This is a genomic window from Streptomyces sp. GL_140, assembly GCF_057834465.1.
This window is the reverse complement of the sequence record NZ_CM174404.1, coordinates 4,411,794-4,435,549: the sequence shown is the minus strand read 5'-3', so window position 1 is coordinate 4,435,549 and position 23,756 is coordinate 4,411,794. Positions and strand designations below refer to the sequence as shown.

Genomic DNA, 23,756 nt, shown 5'->3' with positions numbered 1-23,756 from the left:
ATCCGGCGGCCGCGGATGCCCGGACCACCGCCCTCCTCGCCTCCCGTCCGCCTCCCCGCGCTGCTGCGGGCCAACCCCGACTTCCGACGGCTGCTGTGCGCCTCGGCGTTCAGCATGACCGGCGACTGGTTCACCCTGGTCGCGCTGAGCGGGTTCGTGTACCGGCAGACCGGGTCGCCCGCGCTGACCGCGGTCCTGTTCGCGGTCAACTCCCTTCCCGGGGTGGTCCTGATCCCGTTCATCGGTCCGCTGACCGACGGCTTCGACCGGCGGCGGCTGCGGATCGCGTGCGACCTCGGCGCGGTGGTGCCGGTCTTCGGGCTGCTGGTCGCCCTGCGGCTGGGTTCGGTGCCGCTCGCGCTCGGCGCTCTGGCCGTGCTGTCGGCGTTCGCCGCCGTGTCCAAGCCGGTCCCCGAGACCGTGCTGCCCAACCTGGTGGCCGAACGGGACCTGCCGGCGGCCCAGGCCGCGCTCGGCGGCGTGTACTCCGGCGGACTCCTGGTGGGTGCCGGGCTCGGCGGGCTGGTCGCCGCGGTGGGCGGCGCCTCCGTCACGCTGCTCGTGGACGCGGCCTCGTTCGCCGTCTCCGCCCTCCTCGTGGCCAGGATCCGCAGCCCCTTCGCGACGGACGCCCCCGCCCACCGGATGCGGGTTCGCGCCGATACCGCGGAGCTGGGCCGGTTCGTACGGGCCACGCCCGCCGTGGCCGCGTACCTGTGGCTGACCGCCGGACTGCGGCTGTCCTACGGCATGGTCGGGCTGCTGCCCGTCTACGCCCTGGCCCGTTTCCACGTCGGGGAGTCCGGGGTCGGCGCGCTGTACCTGGCCCAGGGCGTCGGAGCCGTCCTGGGCCCCTTCGTCGGCCGCCGGCTCGCCGGAGGTTCGCAGCACCGGCGGTTCTACGTGACCTCGGGCGGCCTGGCCGTCTTCGGGGCCGGATACCTGGCCCTGGCCCAGACCGATCACCTGGCCCTGGGCATGGCCGCCGCCGCGGTGGGCCACGTAGGGGTCGGCGCCTGCGGGATCCTTTCGCTCAACGGCCTGCAAGTGGCCAGCCCCGACCACATCCGGGGGCGGATCATGGTCCTGGCCTTCGGACTCGCCATGGGTCTGCAGGGCGTCTCCGCCCTCGCCATCGGCCCGCTGGCCGCCGCCTTCGGCATGGCGGCCGCCACCCGCGTACTGGCGGTCCTCGCCCTCGTGTGGGCCACGGTCTGGATGATGCGCCTGGAGAGCACGCTCCGGAGCGGGGCCTAGGACGGATCGGACCGGGACCTGGACCGACCGCACCCCTTTCGGCTCGCGTAGGGAATTCCTCCCCGGCTCTAGCCGGAGACCGCCTGCGACCAGCAAGAATGGGGCCCTTGAGCTACTCGCGGGAGCTGGTGTGACGGAAGGTCGGGAGATATCCCGGATACCTCGTATGCCTCGGATGCCCGGAACCTCCGGGACCACTGCGGGCCCGGGGATGGCCGGGAGAGCCGGGACGGTCGGGATGGCGGGGACGGCGGGGACGGTCGGGACCACCAAGGTCCCCGACGCGTACCTGGACGGCTACGTCCGGATCCTCGGGCAGGTGGCGGAGACCGGCCGCCGCCCCGGCCGCGACGAGCTCGACGCCCGGCGGGCGGAGGGCGTACGGGCCGCCGAGGCCGGGTACGGGCTGCGCACGCTGATCGGCGCGCACCTGGCCGTGACGCGGCGGGCGCTGGCCGGCCGGCTGGCCGCGAACCACGTCCTGGCGGCGGTGGAACAGGCCGTCGACGCCTTCGCCGAGGGCTACGAGCGGGCCCAGCGGCTCGCGGTCCGCCAAGAGGAAGCGGCCCGACGGGAGTTCATCGACGACCTGCTCCTCGGCCGCAGCGACCTGGGCCGACTGAGCGCGCGGGCCGACCGTTTCGGCCTGCACCTGGCGCAGGCGCACTCGGTGGCGGTGGCCCGCGGACCCGAGTCCTACGAGGACACGGGCACGGCGATCCGGCAGGTGGAACTGGCGCTGTCGGGGCGGTTCGGCCACCGTACGTTCCTGCTCGCCACCAAGGACGGCCAGCTGATCTGCATCGCCCCCGGCGACCAGGACGACGTCCTCGCGCACTTCGCCAAGCACGCCTACGCCGCCGTGGCCGAACGGGGCCTCGTCGCGATCGGCCGGCCCCATCCCGGAGCGGGCGGGGTCGTGACCTCGTACGAGGAGGCCCTGGGCGCCCTCGACCTCGCCGACCGCCTCCAACTGGACGGCCCGGTCCTGCGCTCCGCCGACCTGCTGGTCTTCCCGGTGCTCGCGAGGGACCGGGCCGCCCTGGTCGACCTGGTGCGCAGCGTCCTGGGTCCCCTGCAGGCGGGCCGCGGCGGAGCCGGTCCGCTGCTGGACACCCTGAGCGCGTACTTCGACTCCGGCTGCGTGGGCGCGGCGGCGGCCCGTCGGCTGAACCTGAGCGTGCGCGCGCTGACGTACCGCCTGGAACGCATCCACCGGCTGACGGGAACGGACCCCGGCGACCCGGTGCAGCGCTACACCCTCCAGACGGCGGTGATCGGGGCCCGGCTGCTGAACTGGCCGGCCCAGCCGCTGTAGGAAGGCTGCGGGGAGGCCGTAGGGATCCTGCGCGCCGACCGCGCCGTCACCGGAGCCGTTCGGCGAGCGCCCTCGCCATCGCGAAGGTCGGGACCGCCTCCCTCATCCGCCGGTACGGGGTCAGGTCCCGCAGGAGCCGCCCGAGCGCCTCGTGCACCGCGCGGGACTGCACGGCCGGGACGACCGTGAGGAACGCCCGCCAGTGTTCGCACGCCCGGCTGAGGTGCCCGAGGCGCAGCAGCGCCTCGGCCAGCGCGGCGTGCGTGAGCGCGGTGGCCCGGTGCTGCCCGGCCGCGCGGCCTCGCAGGGACCGCTCCAGCGCCTCCACCGCGGCCGGGACCTCGCCGAGCGCGAGGTGGGTCCGGGCCCGCGCGAAGTCGAAGTCGGCGCGGGCGTAGGACTCGAAGGGTCCGGCGGGTGACTTCGCGGTGTGCCGTGCGTGCACCCGGTCGGCGGCGGCCAGATCGGCGGCGGCCGCCGCCCGCTCCCCCGCGTGGGCGTGCGCCGCGGCGCGCTGGACCAGCAGGAACGCCAGCGTCCCGGGCTCCCCGTCGGCTGGAGCGCTGTCCACGGCCATCCGGGCGAGGCGCACCGCGTACCCGGGCTGCCCCAGCCGCCCGGCGTGCGCGCTCATCGCGCGGAGCGTGATGGCGTACATCCGGCGGTCCCCGGCCTGCCGGGCCAGCCCGAGGGCGATGGCGTGGTACTCCTGCGCGAGCCCGTGGTACCCGGCTTCGACGGTCATATCGCCGAGCAGGTGGGTGAGTTGCGCGTACCCCCGCAGTACGTCCGCTTCCACCGTCCCCGGCCGTTCCACGAGGACCCGGGTCCGCGCGGGCACCCCGCCCGGCCCGGTTCCACGGGCCGCCGCCCCCGCCCGGCCCGGCCGGGGGCGGCGCGCGGCGAAGGCCCCCGCGTCCTGGGCGAGCCAGGCGGCCAGGGCGGCGCGGGTGCGGGTACCGCCATGGGCGAGGTAGAGCCCCGAGAAGCTCCCGGCCAGGGCCCGCAACTGCTCGGCGTGCGCGGCGAGATGCCGCCGCGCGGCAAGCTCCGCGACGCCGGGGGCGGCGGGGGCCGCCGGGTCGGCCCGGCCCGGCTTCGACGCCGTCTGGTGCGTGGAGCAGCCCGCCGCCACCGTGGCCGCGCTGCTGCCCCTCGCCTCCGCGGGCCGTCGGTCCACGGCGTTCCACCTGGTCACCACCGGGGACGCGGGGCCGGCCGGGCGGACCGTGGCCGCCGCGGCCCTGCGGGAGGGGTTCGCGGCCGGGGTGCACTGCCTGGCCCCGACCGTGAGCGACCTGCCCGACCATCCGGAGCTTCCGCGGCCGGTGTTCACCCGGGTCGCGGTCGCCGAGGCCACCCGGCCGAGCCCACGGCCGGTGCTCGGCGCCCCGGACTCCCCGCAGGCTCCGGCGGCCGTCAGCCTGCTGCCGCTGACCGCCGCGGCCACCGCCCTGGCGGACGCCGCCGAGGAGCCGGGCTGGTCGGGGCTGCGCCGCATCGGCTGGGTGCACGCGCACCCCACCGGGGCCGCGGACCTCGCCCCGGCGCCGGAGCGGGCGCCGGATCGAACCCCGGAGCGGGTACGAGCAGAGCCCTGCGCACCGGGGTGAACCCGTCCAGGGGTCCCCCGACTGCCGCCGCGCCCGGAAGGGCCGCGTCGTGGCGGGGCGAGGAACGGAGGCCCATGGCCAGGGCGTACGCGTAAGGATCATTCATGGCTCAAGGACAAGCGGCCGGGTCCACCCCCGCAACTCGCACGGCCACTCCGTCGCATCGTCCCGCTTGACAGGTTTTCGCATGTGGCAGAACGTGCCGCCGACCCGACACGCCCGGAGCCCCGCCTTGACGTTCTCACTCGTTCGGGCGCACGTCTTCCACATGCTGGTCATCGCCCGGCCCACCGGCCGCCATCTGCGAAGACGCTCCCACCTCGGGGTGAAGTGACCGTGACGCGCCGTCAATTTGCCGTGTTACACGAGGATCCGAGGCCCTGGGAGGAGTCCACTGCTCTCAGGACCCGGCCGCCCGAGCCGGAACAGGAGGGATGCTCATGCCCCGCGCCCAGTGGATGGTCGGCGTGCTGACGGTGACTCTGCTGATCGTCGGCATAGGGGTGTTGCATTCCACCGAGGGCGCCCGGCCCGCCTCGCCCACCGCGGGCGACGCCCTGCCGTCGCGGGTGCTGGGGCTGTCGGGCCCGCGGCGGCTGGCCAGGCAGCTGGACCATTCGGACGGGCACACCACCGGCAAGGGCACCCGGCGGCCGGGGCGCGCGGGCGTGGCGCCGCTTCCGGCGGCACGCCCGCTGCGGCTGGTCATCCGGAGCCTTCGGGTGGACGTACCGCTGACGGGCGGGACGCCGGTGGGCGGGGCGGGCGGGCCCGACCTCGTGGACGGCGCCGTCTGGGACTCCGCAGGCCCGGCTCCGGGCGTGGCCGGTACCGCCGAAGTCTCCGGGGAGTCCCTCCATCTCACCGGGCTCCGGCGCGGGCAGGTGGTCGAGATCCCCCGCGCCGACCGGCGTACGGCCATCTTCACCGTGTACCGGATCTCCCCCGCCGGGCTCTCCCAGCGGGAGAGCTCTTCCGGCAGGGCCCAACTCCGACTGATCAGTGGGGAGACCGCCGTCCTCGCCCGCCTCACGGGACACCGCCGCACGCCCCGCTGACGCACTACGGACTCGGATGTGTTCACCCGTCACCCCCCTCGGCCATCTGTCAGCCGTGGGGGGTGTCTTCGTCCCCCGGTCGGGGGGATCTTCGCTCCGGGCGGGGAGTTGGGCCGCGCCGCGGGGCAGACCCTCCGCATGAGCGGGACGCGGCGTGCGCGAACGGCACCGAGCAGGGCCCTGAGGGTGCCCCTGACCGTGCTCTGCGTCGTGCTGCTGTGCGTGTTCGGCATCGGCAGGGCCGGTACGGACCCCGCATCGGCCGAAGGCCCCCGCTCCAGCTCATCGGCCCCCGCCGAGCCCACCGAGGGCCCTGCCGACCCGGCCGGGGATCCCGAGGTACGGGTGGCGGTTCGGGTGACCGAGCGCGGCATCCCGGGCGTACGGGGGCTGCAGCGGCCGGTGTTTCACGTGAAACCTGCCGCGGGCTCCGTGGGTCCCGCCGCGCACGGGACGGGGACGGCCGCGCCGCCGGCGTCCCTCCTGCCGGTCCGGAGTGTGGTCCTGCGCTGCTGAGCGGTCCGAGAGGTCACGCGCAGCAGGCATCCCCCCACTCCGAGCACCGCGAGGTTCCGTCATGCCCATCGACCCGTACCTGGCCCTGAACGCCATGCTCCGCGCCGAGGCCGCCCGTTTCTCCCCGGCGGCCCCGCAGCCGGGCCAGCCCGGCCGGCCCGGACAGCTCCGCCGGTCCGAGCCCGAGGCGGCCGCGCCGAACTCCGAAGCCCCGGTCGCGGACACCACCACGGGCGAGTAGCCCGGTCCGTCCGCGAGCGGACATGAGGCGGCACCGGTTCCCGCGCCCTCGGCAACGGAGAGTGGTCACGTGAGGTTCGACCACGGGGCGCGGGAACCGGCGCCGACAACCAGTCTCCGCCGACGGCACACCCGCCGGCCTCGGCCGATGGTCCGCATTCGCCCGCCGAAAGTACTGGTCTGCCCCGACAGGATCCGAAGGAGACGGCCTAGTCCTCCTGCGTGTAGAAGCGGTAGAACGCCGCCACGGTGACGCCCGCGGCGATGAGCAGGGAAATGCCCGAGGACTTGAAGATGCTCTCGCCCGCCAGGCTGTACAGGTAGCCGAAGGAGATGCCGACGAAGGCCCCGTACAGCGGTGCGCGCAGCTCCCGCCTCAGCCGGGGGCCGATCCGGGCCATGGCGAACACGCAGGCGGCGAAGATCGCGCCGCACAGGATCCCGTAGAAGACGTTGCCCGCGTCCACGGGCCCCATCTGGCGTTTCATGAAGGCCGCGTAGACGCCGTAGACGAGTCCCATCAGCAGGGGAAGCGTCACCGCGGACTTGCTCAGGTGGGTCGTGCCGCCGGTGGCCGTCTGCCGGTGCCGTCCGGGGGCGGTGGGTGCCGCATGTGCCATGACGGGCTCCTCTCTCCCATCCTCCAGGGCACACCCGCCGCCCCCGACCGGCAACTGGATCACTCGTACGGCCCCGGCGGACGGCCGACGTCGGCCGGTCGCCACCCGCCCGCAGTAGTCCCGGTCGCGCCGGGCGGCCACCCGTCCTTCCCTGGTGACGTGCGGACCATTTTCTCGGCGGTACTCATCGTGCTCGTGGCCCTCCTGGTGCCCGCGAGCGCCGTCGCGTACTGGGCGGACCACGAGCTGGGCAACGCCGACCGGTACACCGCAGCGATGTCCCCGCTCGCCTCGGATCCCGCCGTGCAGAACCTCGTCGTCACCCAGGCGAGCCGCGCCATCTCCGGGCAGATCGACGCGGGCCCCTTCCAGGGCGGGGTCGACGCCCTGCTCGGGGAGGCGCTGCGCTCCTTCGTGGGGACCTCCGCCTACCGCACCGCCTGGGACGCCGCCAACCGGGCCGCCCACACGGCCTTCCTCCAGGCGCTCACCAGCGGCCACGGCGACGCCCTCACCATCGATCTCGCCCCCGTGATCGCGCGGGTCAAGGGCGATCTCGTCAACAACGGGGTGCCGCTCGCCAACCGCATCCCGGTGACCCACCTGTCGGTGAAGGTCCTGGAGTACGACAACCTCAGCGCCCTCCGGAGGGGTTTCCACATGCTGCAGATCGCCGGGGTCTGGCTCCCCGTTCTGACCGTGGTGCTGGCCGCGACAGCCGTCGCCGTGGCCGTCCGCCGCCGTCGTGCGGTGCTGGCCACCGGGCTGGGGCTCGTGGTCGGGGCCGTCCTGCTGTGGGTGGCCGTGGTGCTGTGCCGCCGCCTCGCCCTGGACGACCTGCCGGCCGATGTGGACCGGGCGGCCGCCGAGGCGGTGTACAACGCGCTCACCGCGTTCCTGCGGACCACCGCCTGGGTGGTGCTGGGCGTGGGGCTCGCCGCCGCGCTGGCCGCTTGGCTGATGGGACGACGGCGTCGCACCCCATAAGCTCAGAAGGTACGGATTGATATGAAAATCCGCGCAACAGTGCAGAAGAACCGATTCGCGAGCGGCGGAACCGGAAGCGGGAATGAGCACCGAACGCACCGAAGGAATACCGTCCGGGCGGGCCCGGCACAGACCGGGACGGTCCCTCCAACTGTCCCCGCCCGCCTGGCTGCTGAAGGGGCTGCGGCCGTCTTCCGCGCCGATCCCCTGGGCCGCCGTGGTGCGTGCCGGGATCGCCATGGCCGCCCCCCTGGCCGTGGGCTTCGCCCTGGACGAGCCCGAATACGGGGCGCTCGTCTCGATGGGCGCCCTGTCCGGGGTCATCGGCGACATCGCCGACGCCTACCGGATGCGCATCCTGAACATCGCCGTGCCCCAGCTCTTCGGCGCCGTCGGCGTCGCGCTCGGCACCCTCGTTTTCGGGCACGGCTGGGTCGCCGTCGGCATGCTCACCCTGATCGCCCTGGTCTCCGGGATGATCTCCTCGATCGGCACGGTCGCCTCCGTCTCCGGGCTGATGCTCCTGCTGAACGCCGTGGTCGGCGCCGGTCTACCGATGCCCGAGCCCTGGTGGACGGCCCCGCTGCTGCTGAGCGCGGGCGGGCTCTTCGTCCTCGCGCTGACCCTGCTCGGCTGGCCGCTGCGCGGCCGGCAGCCGGAGCGGGCGGCCGTGGCCGCCACCTACCGGGCACTGGCCGACGCGCTGGAGGCCGCGGGCGGTCCCTCGCCCCTCTACGACGAGCGCCGCCAGCAGGTCACCCAGGCCCTGAACCAGGCCTACGACCTCGTGCTCGGCCGCCGGGCCCGGGTGCACGGCCGCAGCCCCGCGCTCGTGCGGATGCTGGCCCAGCTGAACGTGCTGATCCCGCTGGTCGAGGCCGCGCCCGCCGCCCACCTGCGACGCAAGCCGCTCTCCCCCGAGATCCCGGCAGCCGTACGGGAGCTGGCCGCGGCCGTCGAGGAGGGCCGCACCGGAACCCTCGTACTGGACCTGCCCGCACCGGGCAGCCAGTCCGAGCGGGCCATCGACGCGGCCCTGCGCCACGCCGCGGGCATCGTGCTGACGGCCGATCCGGACATGCGCAACGTCGACGACCGGCTCGGCCGGCCCGCCGCACTGCGGGTCCGGGCCGTGCGGGCGGTGCGCGACATGATGTTCTCCGAGGCCTCCTGGCGGTACGGGCTGCGGCTCGCGCTGTGCATCGGGCTCGCCCAGGCGCTGGTCTCGGTGGTGCAGATCGAGCGGTCCTACTGGGTCGCGCTGACCGTCACCTTCGTCCTCAAGCCCGACTTCGGCTCGGTGTTCTCCCGCGCCGTCCTGCGCGCGCTGGGCACCGCCGCCGGGCTGGTCATCGCGGCCGCCGTGCTCTCGGAGGTGCCGCGCGGCTGGTGGGACGTGCCGGTGATGATGGTCCTCGCCGCGCTGATCCCGGCCTTCTCCGTCAGGGGGTACGCCTTCCAGACCGCCGCGATCACCCCGGTGATCCTGTTGCTCTCCGACCTGCTCAACCACCAGGGCTTCGATCTGATCCGGCCCCGGCTGCTGGACAGCCTGATCGGCTGCGCCATCACCCTGCTCGCGGGCTACCTGCTGTGGCCCGAGAGCTGGCACACCCGGATCGGGGACCGGCTCGCCGACGCGGTGGACGACGCGGCGCGGTACGTGGAGCGTGCGTTCGGCGGCCACCCCGACACCGAAGCGGGGTTGCGGGCGGCGCGGACCGCCCGGCTCCAGGCCCGGCGGCGGATCTACCGTGAGCTGTCCGGAGTCCGCAGCGAGTTCCAGCGGGCGCTGACCGAGCCGCCGCCGACGGGGACCCGGGCCGCCGCCTGGTGGCCGCTGGTCGTCGCCGTGGAGCGGATCGTCGACGCGACCACGGCGGCCAGGGTCCGGGTCAACCACGGCGCGCCGCCCCCTGATCCGGCGGAGGCCGAGGCCATCGCCGAGGACCTGCGCGGTCTGGCCTCCGGCGTCCGCAGGGTCCGGACCCCGGAGCAGATGGATCCCCCGGCCGCCCCTTCGGTGGACGAGGACTCGGTGCTGGCCCCGGTCCGCCAGGAACTGGCGGCGGCCCGCGCCATCGCCGACCCGAAGCGCGAAGCCCCGTAGTCCTGGAGCCCTGGAGCCCTGGAGCCCTGGAGCCCTGGAGCCCTGGAGTGCCGTAGCCCCCCCGATGGCCCGGTGTCCCTCCAATGGCCCGGCGTCCCGGGCCGCACCGGCTCCGGCGGGAGAACATCGGGGCATGAGGCCCATCCTGCGACGCGCGCTCCCCCTGGTGGCCCTGGCCGCCGTCGCGGGCTGCGCCGATGCCGAGGGCCTGCAGAGCAGGGGCGACCTGGGAACGGTCCACGCACCCCAGAGCCTGTGGAAGAACATCCGCCCCGAACCCCCCGGCACCGGCGAGAAACCGGGAACGGCCGCCGTGATCCCGGGACTCCCCAAGGTCGGCAACCTGTCCATGCGCGGGGTGAACCCGCTGGAGGTCATCCGCGCGGACATCACCGCGGCCACCGCGGGCGACGGCGGGACCGGCCGTCTCGTCGACCCGCGCGCGGTCCAGCGGCTCGCGCTCTGTACACAGGCTGTGGACGGCGGTCCGGACTGCCCGGTCCGGCCGGGCGTGCTCCACGATCTGACCGGCAACGGCCGGGAGGAGCTGATCACCGCCCTGGACCTCGACGGCAGACTCAGCGAGCTGCGCGTCTACACCGTCCAGGACGACGGGCGCATCGCCCGGATCCTGTCCCGGCGCGCGGTGCTGGAGGGCGTGGAGGTGGCCGCCGAACACCTCGCGGTGCGCGAGCCGACCTCGAACCCGGCCTACGTCTCCATCTCCGACTACGTCTGGGACGAGAAGGCCGGAATCATGAACCTCGCCCAGCTCACCCTCGACACCTGCCCCGACGCCAACGACCCCGCCGGCCCCTGCGGCCCGGCGGGCGCGGCCTGAGCACGGGCCGGCGGGCGGACGATGCGGGTACCGAGCGGGCTGCGCTGGAAGATCGCCATGACCACCACCGCGGTGTGCTGCATGGTCGCCGCCGCGCTCGGAATCCTCGTCCACAACGTCGTCTCCCGGCAGATCTCCGGCGAGGTCCGCAAGGACGTGAACCGGAACCTGGACGACGCCCTCAACCGCTACCAGTACGGCACCACGCACGGCGACGCGAACGTGGACCTGAACCCGCCCGGCCTGCCGGAGCCGCTGCGCAAGCTGGTCGCGCGCGGGGAGACCGGCAGCATGGTCGGCGTGCACGACCACAAGCCGGTGATGTGGGCGGCCGGACCCGCCGACGGGAAGGCCCTCGCGGTCTGGATCCCCTACGAGGACACCCGCTCCCGGCTCCGCGACATCGACACCGCCATCCTGGCCTCCGCCGGCCTCGCCGCCGGGGTGGTGGCCCTCGCGGGCCTCTTCCTCGCCAACCGGATCAGCCGCCGGCTCGCCACCACCGCCGCAGTGGCCCGCCGGATCAGCGCCGGCGACCTGGACGCGCGGGTCGGATTCCCGGCCGACGCGGAGGAACCGACCCGGCTCCGGTCCCGCGACGAGGTACGGGACGTGGCCCAGGCCCTGGACTCGATGGCCGCCTCGCTCCAGGACCGGCTGGAGGCGGAGAAGCGGTTCACGGCCGACGTGGCGCACGAACTGCGCACCCCGCTCACGGGCTCACTGGCCGCGGCGGACCTGCTGCCCGAGGGGCGGCCCAAGGAGATGATCAACGACCGGCTCAAGGCCCTGCACCTGCTGACCGAGGACCTGCTCGAGATCTCCCGGCTGGACTCGGGCGTCGAACGGGCCGACCTGGCCCGGGTGGAGCTCGGCCGGGCGGTGGAACGGGCCGTGGCGGGAACCCGGCTGACCGTCTCCGTACGGATCCTGCGGGACGCGGTGGTGCTCACCGACCGGCGCCGCCTGGACCGGATCCTGACCAATCTGCTGGTCAACGCGGCCAAGCACGGGCAGCCGCCGATCGAGGTGAGCGTCGAGGGCCCGCTCGTGACCGTCCGCGACCACGGGACGGGCTACCCGGCCGAGCTGATCGAGCAGGGCCCGCAGCGCTTCCGCACCGGCGACCCGGGACGGGGCCGCGGCCACGGTCTGGGCCTGACCATCGTGGCGGGCCAGGCCGCGGTGCTGGAGATCGTGCTGCGGTTCTCCAACGCCCCGGACGGGGGCGCCGTGACCACCCTGCGGCTGCCCGTGGGGCGTCTGCCGGAGGGAAGTTGATCGGGCCGAGTGAATGTTTCACGTGAAACAGGCATGCGGGGTGGGTGTTTCACGTGAAACACCCACCCTGCGGCGTTCGGTGCCGGCTCGGGTTGAGCCGAAGCGGCAGAAGGCCGATGAACGGCTGGTGAATCCGGCCCGTCGGAGGGGCAGTTCAGGGGCCTGACAGGCGTGTTTGGACCCTGGGCGCCACGAATGGTGCCCCTGCCGAAGTTCCAGCCGAGGGGCCGATAACCTTACGTGTCCACTCTGGGCAGGGATCTACCGCGCAGCACGGACAAATGACGCACGCACTCATGCGAAAGGCCTGGCCCATGGGTATTCGGAGCTTGTTGCGCAAGGTATTCGGAAGGCCAACGGAGCCGGTTCCGGAGACGACCGACGCCACTTCGGCGGCCCTCCCGAGCCAGACCGAACGCACTCCACTGGACGCGGCGGCCGAACTGGTCGCGGCCTCCTTCGACAACCCCACCGTCCCCCCGCAGTCCGCTCCGCGCGACCGCGAACCGGGGACCGTTATGACGGCCCCGGCCCCGGACCCGACCGTCCCGGAGGCACGCCGTCACGCCCCCGGCCCGTCGGCCTCCCCGACACCCACCCCGCCGACCCCGGAGCCGATCGCGGCCGAGGCCGAACCGGAACCGGCCGCACAGCCCGAACCGGAACCGGTAGCGGCCGAGGTCGAGGCCGTCACCGCGGCCGAGCCGGAGCCGGCCACGGCCGAGGCAGAGCCCGAGCCCGCGGCGCAGGTTGAGCCGGAGCCCGTAGCGGCCGAGGCCGTCACCACCGCCGAGCCGGAGGCGCAAGCCGAGCCGGTCGAGGCGGAAACCGAGCCGGTCGCCGTAGAGGCGGAGACCGAGCCGGTCCCGGTCGAGGCGGAAGCCGAGGCCGCCCCGGAGCCGGAGGCCGCCGCGGAGCCCGAGGCCGAGCCCGTCGAGCCGCAGGCCGCCGAGGCCGAGCCCGTCGCAGCCGAGGCCGAAGCCGAAGCCGAGGTCGAAACCGTCCCGGCGGCAGCCGAAGGGCCCGCCAACGCCCTCGCGGCAGTGAAGCGGCAGGCTCCCGCCCTGGCCGGGGCCTACAAGGCCGCCGGTCAGGTCCTGCGGAGCAAGGGCAGGACAGGGGCGCGGGCGACCGTGTACCTCGTGCTCGACCGGTCCGGGTCGATGCGGCCGTTCTACAAGGACGGCAGCGCCCAGCACCTCGCCGACCACGCGCTCGCCCTCGCCGCGCACTTCGACGAGAACGCCACCGTGCACACCGTGTTCTTCTCCACGGACGTGGACGGCACCGCCGACCTCACCCTCGACGGCCACGACGGGGCCTGGGTCGAGACCCGCCACGCCGAGCTCGGGCACATGGGCCGCACCAGCTACCACCGGGCGGTCGAGGAAGTCCTCACCCGCTACGAGAAGGACGGCGGGGAGGGCCGCGCCCTCGTCGTCTTCCAGACGGACGGCGCCCCGGACAACCGTCAGCCCGCCCGCCAGGCGATCGCCGACGCGGCCGCGCACGACATCCACTGGCAGTTCGTGGCCTTCGGCGACCCCGAGGCCAAGGCCTTCGACTTCCTGCGCAAGCTGGACGCCGAGAACGCCGGCTTCTTCCACGCCGGGTCCGCGCCGAGCGAGCTGACCTCGGCCGCGCTCCTCAAGGGCATCCTCGACGGGTTCTAGTCCGGCCCTTGCGGAGAACCGCACGGACGCACACGCACAGAAGGGCCCGGGATCCTCAGGGATCCCGGGCCCTTCACGCGTGGGGACGGCCCCGTAGGGCCACCGCGGCCTACTGGTGCGGCTTGACCGACTTCTCGACCGGCTCCGTGGTCTTCGTCTCCACCGGCTTGCGCAGGGCGATGTTCAGCTCGCGCAGGCGGGACTCCTCCAGGATGGTGGGGGCGCCCATCATCAGGTCCTGGGCGTTGCCGTTCAGCGGGAAGGCGATGGTCTCGCGGATGTTCGGCTCGTCGGCCAGCAGCATCACCATGCGGTCCACACCCGGGGCGATGCCACCGTGCGGCGGGGCGCCGAGACGGAAGGCGCGGAGCATGCCCGCGAACTCTCGCTCGACGGTCTCGGCCTCGTAACCGGCGATCTCGAAGGCCTTCAGCATGACCTCGGGCTCGTGGTTGCGGATGGCGCCGGAGGACAGCTCGATGCCGTTGCAGACGATGTCGTACTGCCACGCCAGGATGTCGAGCGGGTCCTTCTCCTCCAGGTCCTTCATGCCGCCCTGAGGCATGGAGAACGGGTTGTGCGAGAAGTCGATCTTGCCGGTCTCCTCGTCCGCCTCGTACATCGGGAAGTCGACGATCCAGCAGAACCGGAAGACGTTCTCCTCGAACTGACCGGCGCGCTTGGCGGCCTCGACGCGCACGCCCGACATGATCTTGGAGACCTCGGCGAACTCGCCGGCGCCGAAGAACACCGCGTGACCGGCCGCGAGGCCCAGACGCTCGGTGAGGACCTTGACGTTCTCCTCGGTGAGGAACTTGGCGATGGGGCCGGTCAGGCCGCCGTCCTCGCCCACGCGGACCCAGGCCAGGCCCTTGGCGCCCAGCGAGATCGCGTACTCGCCGAGGCCGTCGAAGAACTTGCGCGGCTGCGCGGCGGTGTCCGGGACGGCCAGCGCGCGCACGTGCTTGCCGGCGAACGCCTTGAACTCGGAGCCCTCGAACACGTCGGTGATGTCGACGAGCTCCAGCTTGGAGCGCAGGTCGGGCTTGTCGTTGCCGTACTTCAGCATCGACTCGCGGAACGGGATCCGCGGGAAGGGGGAGGTGACCTCGCGGCCGTTGCCGAACTCCGTGAAGATCTCCGTCATCAGCCGCTCGATGGGCTGGAAGACGTCCTCCTGCTCGACGAAGGACATCTCGACGTCGAGCTGGTAGAACTCGCCCGGCGAGCGGTCCGCGCGGGCGTCCTCGTCGCGGAAGCAGGGCGCGATCTGGAAGTACCGGTCGAAGCCGGAGATCATCAGCAGCTGCTTGAACTGCTGCGGCGCCTGCGGCAGCGCGTAGAACTTGCCCGGGTTCAGGCGCGACGGGACCACGAAGTCACGGGCGCCCTCGGGAGAGGTCGCGGTGAGGATCGGGGTCGCCATCTCGTTGAAGCCGAGGGCCACCATCTTCGAGCGGATCGACGCGATGACGGCCGAGCGCAGCATGATGTTGTCGTGCATGCGCTTGCGGCGCAGGTCGAGGAAGCGGTACTCCAGGCGCCGCTCCTCGTTCACACCGTCGTCGGTGTTGATCGTGAAGGGCAGCGGGGCCGAGGCGCCGAGGATCTCGACGTCCGTGACCTCGACCTCGATGTCACCGGTCGACAGCTCGGGGTTCACGTTGTCCGCGCCGCGGGAGACGACCTTGCCGTCGATGCGGACGACGGTCTCCTTGGTGACCGCGCTCAGCGCCTCGTTCGCGGCGGTGCCGGGACGGGCCACCAGCTGCGTGATGCCGTAGTGGTCACGCAGATCGATGAAGAGGATGCCGCCCAGGTCTCGACGGTTGTGCAGCCAGCCGCTCAGCCGGACGTCGGAAGCGACGTCGGAGGCACGGAGCGCGCCGCACGTGTGGGACCTGTACCGATGCATCAGTCATCCAGTTCTACGCGATACCAGGGTGGATTCAACCGTCCCAAGGTTACCGTCCGGGCCGGGTGCCGTGCGGGCGCGCCCGAAGTGGGTGGTTAACAGGCACGTCAGGCATACGACCTGTAAAGATGACCACGTGCGCACAGAGGACGTCCTGGCCGCCATCGCGACGGGTTTGTGGCGATGGGACAACGCCTCCGGGACGGTCACACTCGACAGCGAGGCCGCCCGGCTGCTCGGGCTGCCCGCCGAACCGGTGGAGCTGCCCGAGGTCGCCGTGCGCTCCCGCTTCCACCCGGTGGACTGGAACGAGATCAACGGCATCGTGAACCTGGCGGTCGCCGAAGGCACCCTCGCCGAGGCCCGGCTGCGGATCATGGACGAGGACGGGCGCGTGCTGCGCACCGTACGGAGCCGCTCGAAGCCGCTGGAGAACCGGGGCGCTGACGGCCGGCTCGACTACGAGCTGATCGGCACCATCCAGGAGATCGCCGAGGCGCAGCCCGGCACCACCGCCGTGCACACCCCGATCACCGGAGACTGGCGCCGCTCGCGCGAGGCGTTCCTGCTGGACGCGGGCCGGGCGCTGGCCGAGGCCCGTTCCACCGCCGAGGTCCTGCGGGTGGCGGCCTCGCTCTCGATGCCCGGGTTCATACCCGACGGGCTGGCCGTCTTCGGCGTGGCCGGCAGCCGGCTGTCGATCATCGGGCACCACGGGCACGATCCCGGGGACGAGAGCCCCTTCGCCGACATGCCGGTGGACACCGACTACCCGGCCGCGGAGGTGGTCCGCACCGGGCGGGCGATCTACCTCCCCAGCCCCGAGGACTACAAGCGGCGCTTCCCCGCCACCTGGCCGCTCGCCCAGCGCTTCGGCCGGCTCTCCTGGGCGTTCCTGCCGCTGGTGGTGGCCGGCCGGACCATGGGCGCCTGGATGGCCGCCTTCAAGCACCCGGTGTCCTTCTCCCCCGACGAGCGCTCCGTCCTGACCACGGTGGCCCGGATGCTCGCGCAGGCGCTCCAGCGGGCCGGAGTGGCCGAGTCGGAGCGGGAGCTCACCACCGGCCTGCAGCGGTCGATGATGCCCCAGCTCGGCCCCGAGATCCCCGGCATGGCCATCGCCGCACGCTACGTGCCGACCGGCGGCGGGCTCCAGGTCGGCGGCGACTGGTACGACATGATCCCGCTGCCCTCGGGGCGGTTCGCGCTGGTCATCGGCGATGTCCAGGGCCACGACGTCCGGGCGGCCGGGCTGATGGGCCAGCTGCGGATCGCGGTGCGCGCGTACGCCTCCGAGGGCCACCGGCCCGACGCGGTGCTCTCCCGGGCCTCGCGCTTCCTGGCGGGGCTGTGCTCCTCCCAGGAGCAGGAGGGGGACTCCGACAAGACCGAGGAGGACCCCGACTTCCAGAGCCCGCGCTTCGCGACCTGCCTGTACGTGGAGTGCGATCCGCAGACCGGCCTGCTGGAGGTGGCCCGCGCCGGGCACCCCGACCCGGCGATCCGGATGACCGACGGCACGGTCCTGATGCGGCCCACGGCGGGCGGACTGCCGCTCGGCATCGTCCCGGACACCGACTACCCCACGACCCGGTTCACCCTGGAACCGGGCGAGACGATGATGCTGTGCACCGACGGGCTCATCGAAACGGGCGGGCACGACCTCGACACGGGCTGGGCGCGGCTGCGGGCCATCCTGGAGTCGGAGACGCACGACGCTCAGAGCCTGGAGCCCCGGCACCTCGAACGCATGGCGGACCTGCTGGTCCAGGCCGTGCACGGACCCTCCTCGCACCACACCACCGGCCCCCTCGCCGACCGGCGCGAGGACGACATCGCCGTGGTCCTGCTCTGCCGCGAGGGCGCGGGCTGCGGCTGCGACACCCCGCTGCTGCACCCGGGCCGCCCGGCCCGGCGCACGATGCTGACGGTCGCCCAGGCCGAGCCGGAGCGGGTCTCCGGGGTCCGCCGCCAGATCCGGGAGCTGCTGCACGACTGGGCGGACCCCGAGCAGGTGGACTCGGCGGTGCTGATGGTCTCCGAGATGGTGACGAACGTACTGGTCCACACGGACGGGGACGCGCTGCTGATGGCGGAGGCGGTGGGCGAGCTGGGCGCACGCCGGCTGCGGATCGAGGTGGCGGACGCCTCCGACGAGCTGCCGCACAAGCGGCATCCGGGCGAGATGGCGTCGAGCGGGCGGGGCGTCCTGCTGCTGGAGATGCTGGCGGACGACTGGGGCGTGGACCCGCGAGGCGAGGGCAAGTCCACCTGGTTCGAACTCAACGAGCGGTCCAAACCCGAGCCCGACGCGCTGGACTGACCCCCCGGCCGAGCGGTTCGCCCGTGCTTGTATGCGGATGTGCCGACTTCGCTGCTTCCCGAGCCCGTCCGCCGCCTGGCCGCATGGTGCCTGGCCATCCTTCTCGTCACCGCCGTGGTGGCGCTCGTCGTGTGGCTGTGCGGGGTCTTCCGGACGGTCGTCACGCCCGTTCTGCTCGCCGTGCTCGGGACGGCGCTGCTCGGGCCGATGCACCGGCGCCTGGTCCACATGAAGGTCAACCGCTCGCTCGCCGCGGCCCTCACCTGCCTCGCCGTGGTCGCCGTCGTCGGCGGGGCCTCGTACGTCGTGGTCCTCGCCCTCATCGAGACGGGCGACCAGATCATCGACGCCCTGCGGAGGGCCGGCAAGAGCCTCGCGGAGCACTTCGGGGCGCTGGGGACCTCGGTGGAGGACGTCGCGAAGAGCTCCAAGGACCTGCTCGCCAAGTTCGGCGGCACCGCCGCCTCGGGCGTGGTCGCCGGGCTCAGCGTGGTCGGCACCATGATCGCGACGGCCCTGCTGGCACTGGTGCTGATCTTCTTCTTCCTCCGCGACTCCGACCGGGCCGTGGGGACCCTGCGCTCACTGGTGCCGAGCCGCTCGGGCGACCTGATGGAGGCCATGGGGCGGCGCGCCTTCGAGGCCGTCGAGGGCTTCATGCGCGGGACCACCTTCGTGGCCCTGGTGGACGCGGTGCTGATCGGGATCGGACTGCTGGTCCTGAAGGTCCCGGGCGCCCTGGGCCTGGCCGCCCTGGTCTTCGTGACGGCCTACATCCCCTACCTCGGCGCCTTCCTCTCGGGCGCCGTGGCGGTCCTCGTCGCCCTCGCCGACCGGGGCTGGGTGATCGGCCTGTGGACGCTGGGCGTGGTCCTCGCCGTCCAGATGATCGAGGGGTACGTGCTCCAGCCCATGGTGCAGAGCCGCACGGTGCAGATGCACCCGGCGGTGGTCATGCTGGCGATCACGGCCGGGGCCAGCGTCGCGGGCATCCTCGGGATGCTGCTCGCCGTACCCCTGACGGCCGCCGTCTTCGGGGTGGTCTCGGAGCTGCGGACCCTGTACGGGGGCCCGCGCGCGCAGCAGCCCGCGCAGCCCCCTGCGGAGGGTTCCGCGGGGGGCTAGGGGGCGCTGCGGCCTGGACCGGGGGACGGTCTAGCGGGTCCGCTCCGTGGTCGGGATGCGGCCCAGCCGGCCGGCCTGGAAGTCGTCGAAGGCCTGCTGCAGTTCGTGCTGGCTGTTCATGACGAACGGACCGTAGTGCGCCATCGGTTCCCGGATCGGCCGACCGCCGAGGAGGACGATCTCGAGGTCCGGGGCGTTGGAGTCCTGGGCCTCGTCCGCCCTCAGGGTGATCGAGCCGCCCTCGCCGAAGACCGCGGTCTGCCCGGTGTGGACGGGCCGCCGGTCCTCGCCGACCGAGCCGCGCCCGGCCATGACGTAGGCCAGGGCGTTGAAGTCCTCGCGCCAGGGGAGGGTGACCTGCGCGCCGGGGGTAACCGTCGCGTGGATCATCGTGATCGGGGTGTGGGTGATGCCCGGGCCCTCGTGGCCGTCCAGCTCGCCGGCGATCACGCGGAGCAGGGCGCCGCCGTCGGGGGTGGAGAGCAGCTGGACCTGGCCGCCGCCGATGTCCTGGTAGCGCGGGGGCATCATCTTGTCGGAGGCCGGGAGGTTCACCCACAGCTGGAGGCCGTGGAACAGCCCGCCCGACAGGACCAGCGACTCCGGCGGGGCCTCGATGTGCAGGAGGCCCGAGCCGGCGGTCATCCACTGGGTGTCGCCACCGTTGATGATTCCGCCGCCGCCGTTGCTGTCCTGGTGGACGAAGGTTCCGTCGATCAGGTAGGTGACGGTCTCGAAGCCGCGGTGGGGGTGCCAGGGGGTGCCCTTGGGCTCGCCCGGCGCGTACTCCACCTCACCCATCTGGTCCATCATGATGAACGGGTCGAGGTACTGGTAGTTGATCCCGGCGAACGCACGACGTACCGGGAACCCCTCCCCCTCGAAGCCGCCCGGGGCGGTCGTGACGGCCAGCACCTTGCGGGCGGCGGTCTCCTGGGCGGGCTCCGCGACGCGCGGGAGCGTCAACGGGTTCTCCACAGTCACTGCAGGCATGGTCGGAACCTCCTTCTGGCGTCGAGTTTAGTTGAAACTCGAACTTTCTGCCACACCCGACAGAACAAGAAGGAACCCCGGAGGAATTCCCCCGGGGCCCGATTCACTCGTACTTCTGGAAGTCGGCCCCCGCACGCCGGGCCGCAGGACCTACGGCTCGATCGAGACCGAGTTGAACGGGGTCATGTCGATCACGTCCCGGTGGTCCTGATACACCGCGAAGTCACAGTTGGTGCCGTTGTTGTTCCGGCACAGCCAGATCTTCCACCCGTCGGTCTGGTTGTTGTCGACCAGGTGTCTGCCGTAGTAGTTGTAGATCTTGTGGGGGCCGTAGCTGCTCCACATGTTGCGGATCCCGCTGTCCAAGGTGGTGCCGTAGTAGACGCAGGCGTACCCGTCCGGGCATTGGGTCGCAGCCGCCGCCGGCGATGCCGTCAGGACCCCCGTACCCAGCGCCATCACCCCCGTGACCGCCACTGCCGCGAGCTTCGTGCGCAAGGACGTACGTGTCATCACAGTCCCCCTGTCAGTAGGAGCGGGTTTCCCCCGCAGCACTGACATTCGGGACTCGCGGCCGGCGCCGCGATGGTTTCGGTGGTGGCCGAAAGGTCAGCTGCCGCTGTGGAGGAGGTCCACGCCCAGCCCGGTCGCCGAGTGGAGGACCGCCTTGCCGTCACGGCACGTGGTGATCAGGCCCGCCGCGCGCAGGGTGCGGGTGTGCTCGGACACCGAAGGCAGGGAAATGCCCAGGTCACGGGCGAGCTCGCTGGTCGTGCGCTGCTGGACCAGCGACTGGAGCACCGCCGCCCGGGTCCGCCCGAGCAGGGCGTCCAGCGCCCCGCCCTCCGGGCCCGGCTCGGACAGCGGGAGCGGGGTCAGAGCCGGGTACAGCAGCAGGTGCGCGCCCGAGGGGTGTTCCGCGAGCAGCGGGCGTCCCGTCCAGAAGGGCGAGGGCATCAGGATCAGGCCCCGGCCGCCCAGATGGATCTCGTAGTCCGGCGGCCGGCCGACCTCGAAGGCCGTCCCCGACCAGCCGGCGGCCGGGTGCGTACTGGCCAGGCAGGCCTTGATCCCGTGGGCGGCGAGCAGCCGGGTCCGCCAGGCGACGTCCGCCTGGAAGGACTGCCGGATCCGCGCCCAGTACGGGGCGACGAGCACCTCGTACGCGGCCCGGATCGCCGAATCCAGCTGGCCCCACGCCTCCCGGTCCAGGTCCCACAGGGCGCGCAGCCAGCTCGGTGAGCCGGGGGCACGGGCGGCGGCCCGGTGGAGCATGTCGGAGGTCAGGAACGGCCCGGCCGCGCGCACGTCGGCCAGCCCTTCCTCCAGGCTCCGCGAATAGGGCTCGACGAACTGCGGGTTGTCACCGTCGGGGCGCATCAGGTCGAAAAGCGGCAGCGCCCGGCCCGGCAGCTCCCGGGCCACGAGGCTGCGCCAGCGGCCGAAAACCGCCTGCTCATCGGTGCGCTGGGCGGCTACGAGCGCCATGCCCAGCTCCACCAGGGGCAGCGGTTCGCTCGCGAAGGTGACGTTGAAGAGGTCCTCGGCCGTGAAGTGCACCCTCAGCATGTCCGCCCCCGGCGCCGGGATTGCCTAGCCGTACATGCGGCGCATCGCGAAGTCGACCATCTGCTCGACGGCCTTCGCGTCGAAGACCATCCGGTGGTCGCCCTCCATGTCGAGGACGAAGCCGTAGCCGGTGGGCAGCAGGTCGATCACCTCGGCGCCGGTGATCACGAAGTACTTGGACTCCTTGCCGGCGTACCGGCGGAGCTCCTTGAGCGTGGTGAACATGGGGATGACCGGCTGCTGCGTGTTGTGCAGCGCCAGGAATCCCGGGGTGTCGCCGCGCGGGCAGTAGACCTTCGAGGTGGCGAAGATCTGCTGGAAGTCCTCGGCGGAGAGCGACCCCGTCGTGAACGCGCGCACCGCGTCCGCGAGGCTCGGCGGCGACGGCTCCGGGTACAGCGGCGGCGCTTGCTGCGCGTAGCCCTGGGGGGGCTGCTGCGCGTAGCCCTGCTGGGCGCCCGGGTTCTGGTCGTAGCCGTACATACGCCGAAGCCTACCGATGGCGTGGCCCGCCGGGACGACGAGATCCGGTCAGCGGGATTTCAGCCCACTGACGAAGCCGTGCCAGGCGGTGGCCCCGACCATCAGGACGGGCCCGTCCTGCACCTTGGAATCCCGGACGGGGACGATCCCGCTGAGCCCATCGGCCACCTCGACGCACTCGCCGCCGCTGCCGTTGCTGAAGCTGCTCTTGCGCCAGCAGGCGGACGTCAGGTCAATGTGGGTGCTTGCCATTTCGGAAGTCCTCTGCAGCTGCGTCGATCCTCGCCAGGGACGCCTCAGGTGACAGCGCGACAGCCCTGAGCAGATCGTACGACCTGCGGTAGTCCTTCACGAGGGCCGGATAATCGATGAGTTGGCCGCTGTGGAGACCCTCTGTGTAGACGACCGGCGGCGCATCCGGGAACGTCATGACCCTGATCATGCCCATCATCATCGGATGCGCAGCCGCCGTTTCCGGAAGAAGCTGCAAAACGCTCTGCGTGGAACGGACGACGTGGGCGATGTGGTCCAGCTGATCGGCCATCTCCTCGGGCGACAGCAACAAGTTGCGAATCAACGAGCCGTGCAGGATCGCCCAGAATGCCGGCCGATCCTCACGCTCCCAGAGCCTCGCGCGCTCCACACGGGCACTGACCTGCTTCTCGACGACGGCCGGACGCAGCCACGGCAGCGACGTACGCACGATCGCCCTGGCGTAAACCGCTGTCTGCAGCAGTCCGGGGATCACCATCGGCGCCCAGTCCTCGATGGTCTCCGCGAACGGCTCCATCTCCGCAACGTCCGCGAAGTATTCCGCGTGGCCCGACTGCTTCGCCTTGCGCGCATCTTCACAGCGGCGCTCGAAAAAGCCGTCCGTCCCCAGCTTCGCGTCCACGTGCCGGGCCAGATCCGGTGGCATGCGCCGCTCACCGTGTTCAATCTGGCTCAGGAACGGAACCCCCCGGAAGCTGCCCTCCGCCAGCTGTTCCAACGTGAGCCCGGCGGCCTCCCGCCTGTAGCGCAGCTCCGCGCCGTAGAAGGACGGCACATTCGCCGACGCGTCCGTGTCCTTACGAGCAGGCACAACCCACCACCGCCATTTGCCACTTGCTCAGCGCAATCGGAACCCCTTCCAAAACTACGCCGCCCCACGCCAGCCTGTGAGGAGTTCGTCACACACAGTCCGCATCCCGAAAGGCCCCGCCATGAGCGACCACCCCCACGACCGCGAGGCCACAACGGCCCTGGACAACCTCCGCTCCGCACTCGCCGCGCACGGGATCACGCTCCCCTCCCTCGACCTCCACCTCCTCTCCTACTCCGGCCGCTACACCACCCCACCCCTCATCGCCCTCGGCAACTGCAACCCCGCAACCGCGCAGCGACTGGCCGACGCACTGGCCACGCCATGAACGGCCTCACGCTCCGGCTGCTCGCCACCCCCGGGGCCGTCCCCCTGGCCCGGCACGCCGTCCGGGAGCACCTGGGGGGTAACCCCGACGCCGAGCTCTGCGTGAGCGAGCTGCTGACCAACGTGCTCACCCACCTGGGCGAGGGCACGCCCGTCACCCTGCGGATCACCGGAAGGGCACCCCGTACGCGGGTCGAGCTCACCGATCCCGATCCGCGAGCCCCCGTACAGCGGCAGGCGAAGGGGACCGCCGAGTCCGGGCGGGGTCTAGCCCTGCTCGACGCCCTCGCGCTTCGATGGGGAGTACGCCCAGAAGGGACCGGAAAGACCGTCTGGTGCGAGCTCGGGGAACTTGACCCTGATCACAGTCCCGGCCCAAGGGTTGCCCTTATTACCCGTGGGTAGCATCATTACGTTACCGAT

At 72.5% G+C, this 23,756-nt stretch carries 24 protein-coding genes; 15 read left to right on the top strand and 9 right to left on the bottom strand.

Annotated features, from left to right (window positions below; genetic code table 11):
• The first annotated feature begins 15 nt into the window (after positions 1-15).
• Positions 16-1,257 carry an MFS transporter gene (locus AC3IYJ_RS20690; protein WP_489396268.1) on the top strand — a complete coding sequence of 414 codons (1,242 nt, stop codon included), beginning with the start codon at positions 16-18 and terminating at the stop codon, positions 1,255-1,257.
• Between the two features lie 238 nt (positions 1,258-1,495).
• The gene (locus AC3IYJ_RS20685; RefSeq protein WP_489396267.1) at positions 1,496-2,575 is read left to right on the top strand and encodes a PucR family transcriptional regulator; all 1,080 of its coding nucleotides are present in this window, start codon (positions 1,496-1,498) and stop codon (positions 2,573-2,575) included.
• A 46-nt stretch (positions 2,576-2,621) separates the two neighbouring features.
• Here AC3IYJ_RS20685 and AC3IYJ_RS20680 read toward each other — a convergent pair whose 3' ends face one another.
• The gene (locus AC3IYJ_RS20680; RefSeq protein ID WP_489396266.1) at positions 2,622-3,710 is read right to left on the bottom strand and encodes an NsdA family TPR-like regulatory protein; all 1,089 of its coding nucleotides are present in this window, start codon (positions 3,708-3,710) and stop codon (positions 2,622-2,624) included.
• On the opposite strand from AC3IYJ_RS20680, the gene AC3IYJ_RS20675 reads away from it, so the two are divergent.
• From AC3IYJ_RS20675 to AC3IYJ_RS20660, 4 genes are all read left to right on the top strand, one after another.
• Positions 3,691-4,188 carry a hypothetical protein gene (locus AC3IYJ_RS20675; RefSeq protein ID WP_489396265.1) on the top strand — a complete coding sequence of 166 codons (498 nt, stop codon included), beginning with the start codon at positions 3,691-3,693 and terminating at the stop codon, positions 4,186-4,188. The two genes, AC3IYJ_RS20680 and AC3IYJ_RS20675, sit on opposite strands and share 20 nt — an antisense overlap.
• Before the next feature lie 440 nt (positions 4,189-4,628).
• Positions 4,629-5,246 (top strand): class F sortase, encoded by a 618-nt coding sequence (locus AC3IYJ_RS20670; RefSeq protein WP_489396264.1) that lies wholly within the window; start codon positions 4,629-4,631, stop codon positions 5,244-5,246.
• Positions 5,247-5,432: 186 nt separating this feature from the next.
• Complete coding sequence (locus tag AC3IYJ_RS20665; protein ID WP_489396263.1) at positions 5,433-5,762, top strand: hypothetical protein; 330 nt, start codon at positions 5,433-5,435, stop codon at positions 5,760-5,762.
• A gap of 61 nt (positions 5,763-5,823) precedes the next feature.
• Positions 5,824-6,003 (top strand): hypothetical protein, encoded by a 180-nt coding sequence (locus tag AC3IYJ_RS20660; RefSeq protein ID WP_489396262.1) that lies wholly within the window; start codon positions 5,824-5,826, stop codon positions 6,001-6,003.
• A gap of 208 nt (positions 6,004-6,211) precedes the next feature.
• Here the strand turns inward: AC3IYJ_RS20660 and AC3IYJ_RS20655 are convergent, their stop codons facing one another.
• A complete protein-coding gene (locus AC3IYJ_RS20655) occupies positions 6,212-6,622 on the bottom strand; it encodes a hypothetical protein (RefSeq protein ID WP_489396261.1) in 411 nt (136 codons plus the stop codon).
• Positions 6,623-6,781: 159 nt separating this feature from the next.
• Between AC3IYJ_RS20655 and AC3IYJ_RS20650 the strand changes: the two genes are divergently transcribed.
• The 5 genes from AC3IYJ_RS20650 to AC3IYJ_RS20630 all read left to right on the top strand — a co-directional run bounded on the left by AC3IYJ_RS20650 (position 6,782) and on the right by AC3IYJ_RS20630 (position 13,514).
• Entirely contained in the window at positions 6,782-7,609 is an 828-nt protein-coding gene (locus AC3IYJ_RS20650; protein ID WP_489396260.1) for a hypothetical protein, read from the top strand.
• 82 nt (positions 7,610-7,691) lie between these two features.
• Positions 7,692-9,719, top strand: coding sequence for an FUSC family protein (locus AC3IYJ_RS20645; protein ID WP_489396259.1), 2,028 nt, complete (start codon positions 7,692-7,694; stop codon positions 9,717-9,719).
• A 133-nt stretch (positions 9,720-9,852) separates the two neighbouring features.
• Entirely contained in the window at positions 9,853-10,560 is a 708-nt protein-coding gene (locus tag AC3IYJ_RS20640) for a hypothetical protein (RefSeq protein WP_489396258.1), read from the top strand.
• Positions 10,561-10,581: 21 nt separating this feature from the next.
• Positions 10,582-11,841 (top strand): sensor histidine kinase, encoded by a 1,260-nt coding sequence (locus AC3IYJ_RS20635; protein WP_489396257.1) that lies wholly within the window; start codon positions 10,582-10,584, stop codon positions 11,839-11,841.
• Positions 11,842-12,173: 332 nt separating this feature from the next.
• Positions 12,174-13,514, top strand: a complete 1,341-nt coding sequence (locus AC3IYJ_RS20630; RefSeq protein ID WP_489396256.1) for a VWA domain-containing protein — start codon at positions 12,174-12,176, stop codon at positions 13,512-13,514.
• Positions 13,515-13,623: 109 nt separating this feature from the next.
• Here the strand turns inward: AC3IYJ_RS20630 and aspS are convergent, their stop codons facing one another.
• The gene (gene aspS, locus AC3IYJ_RS20625) at positions 13,624-15,429 is read right to left on the bottom strand and encodes an aspartate--tRNA ligase (RefSeq protein WP_489396255.1); all 1,806 of its coding nucleotides are present in this window, start codon (positions 15,427-15,429) and stop codon (positions 13,624-13,626) included.
• 136 nt (positions 15,430-15,565) lie between these two features.
• On the opposite strand from aspS, the gene AC3IYJ_RS20620 reads away from it, so the two are divergent.
• Both AC3IYJ_RS20620 and AC3IYJ_RS20615 read left to right on the top strand, forming a co-directional pair.
• On the top strand, positions 15,566-17,752 hold the full coding sequence (locus AC3IYJ_RS20620) for a SpoIIE family protein phosphatase (protein ID WP_489396254.1): 2,187 nt from the start codon (positions 15,566-15,568) through the stop codon (positions 17,750-17,752).
• Between the two features lie 39 nt (positions 17,753-17,791).
• The gene (locus tag AC3IYJ_RS20615; RefSeq protein ID WP_489396253.1) at positions 17,792-18,877 is read left to right on the top strand and encodes an AI-2E family transporter; all 1,086 of its coding nucleotides are present in this window, start codon (positions 17,792-17,794) and stop codon (positions 18,875-18,877) included.
• A 30-nt stretch (positions 18,878-18,907) separates the two neighbouring features.
• Here AC3IYJ_RS20615 and AC3IYJ_RS20610 read toward each other — a convergent pair whose 3' ends face one another.
• From AC3IYJ_RS20610 to AC3IYJ_RS20585, 6 genes are all read right to left on the bottom strand, one after another.
• Positions 18,908-19,870: a pirin family protein gene (locus AC3IYJ_RS20610; RefSeq protein ID WP_489396252.1), complete on the bottom strand. Its 963-nt coding sequence runs from the start codon at positions 19,868-19,870 to the stop codon at positions 18,908-18,910.
• A gap of 150 nt (positions 19,871-20,020) precedes the next feature.
• Positions 20,021-20,383: a hypothetical protein gene (locus AC3IYJ_RS20605; RefSeq protein ID WP_489396251.1), complete on the bottom strand. Its 363-nt coding sequence runs from the start codon at positions 20,381-20,383 to the stop codon at positions 20,021-20,023.
• Positions 20,384-20,479: 96 nt separating this feature from the next.
• Complete coding sequence (locus AC3IYJ_RS20600) at positions 20,480-21,439, bottom strand: ArsR/SmtB family transcription factor (RefSeq protein WP_489396250.1); 960 nt, start codon at positions 21,437-21,439, stop codon at positions 20,480-20,482.
• A 24-nt stretch (positions 21,440-21,463) separates the two neighbouring features.
• Positions 21,464-21,922, bottom strand: a complete 459-nt coding sequence (locus AC3IYJ_RS20595; protein WP_266840166.1) for an SseB family protein — start codon at positions 21,920-21,922, stop codon at positions 21,464-21,466.
• A 48-nt stretch (positions 21,923-21,970) separates the two neighbouring features.
• Positions 21,971-22,174 (bottom strand): DUF397 domain-containing protein, encoded by a 204-nt coding sequence (locus AC3IYJ_RS20590; protein WP_489396249.1) that lies wholly within the window; start codon positions 22,172-22,174, stop codon positions 21,971-21,973.
• Positions 22,155-23,006: a helix-turn-helix domain-containing protein gene (locus tag AC3IYJ_RS20585; protein ID WP_489396248.1), complete on the bottom strand. Its 852-nt coding sequence runs from the start codon at positions 23,004-23,006 to the stop codon at positions 22,155-22,157. The genes AC3IYJ_RS20590 and AC3IYJ_RS20585 overlap by 20 nt, the downstream gene beginning before the upstream one ends.
• Before the next feature lie 121 nt (positions 23,007-23,127).
• On the opposite strand from AC3IYJ_RS20585, the gene AC3IYJ_RS20580 reads away from it, so the two are divergent.
• Positions 23,128-23,334 (top strand): hypothetical protein, encoded by a 207-nt coding sequence (locus tag AC3IYJ_RS20580; RefSeq protein WP_489396247.1) that lies wholly within the window; start codon positions 23,128-23,130, stop codon positions 23,332-23,334.
• Positions 23,331-23,738, top strand: coding sequence for an ATP-binding protein (locus tag AC3IYJ_RS20575; RefSeq protein ID WP_489396246.1), 408 nt, complete (start codon positions 23,331-23,333; stop codon positions 23,736-23,738). Before AC3IYJ_RS20580 ends, AC3IYJ_RS20575 begins: the two co-directional genes overlap by 4 nt.
• Positions 23,739-23,756 lie beyond the last annotated feature (18 nt).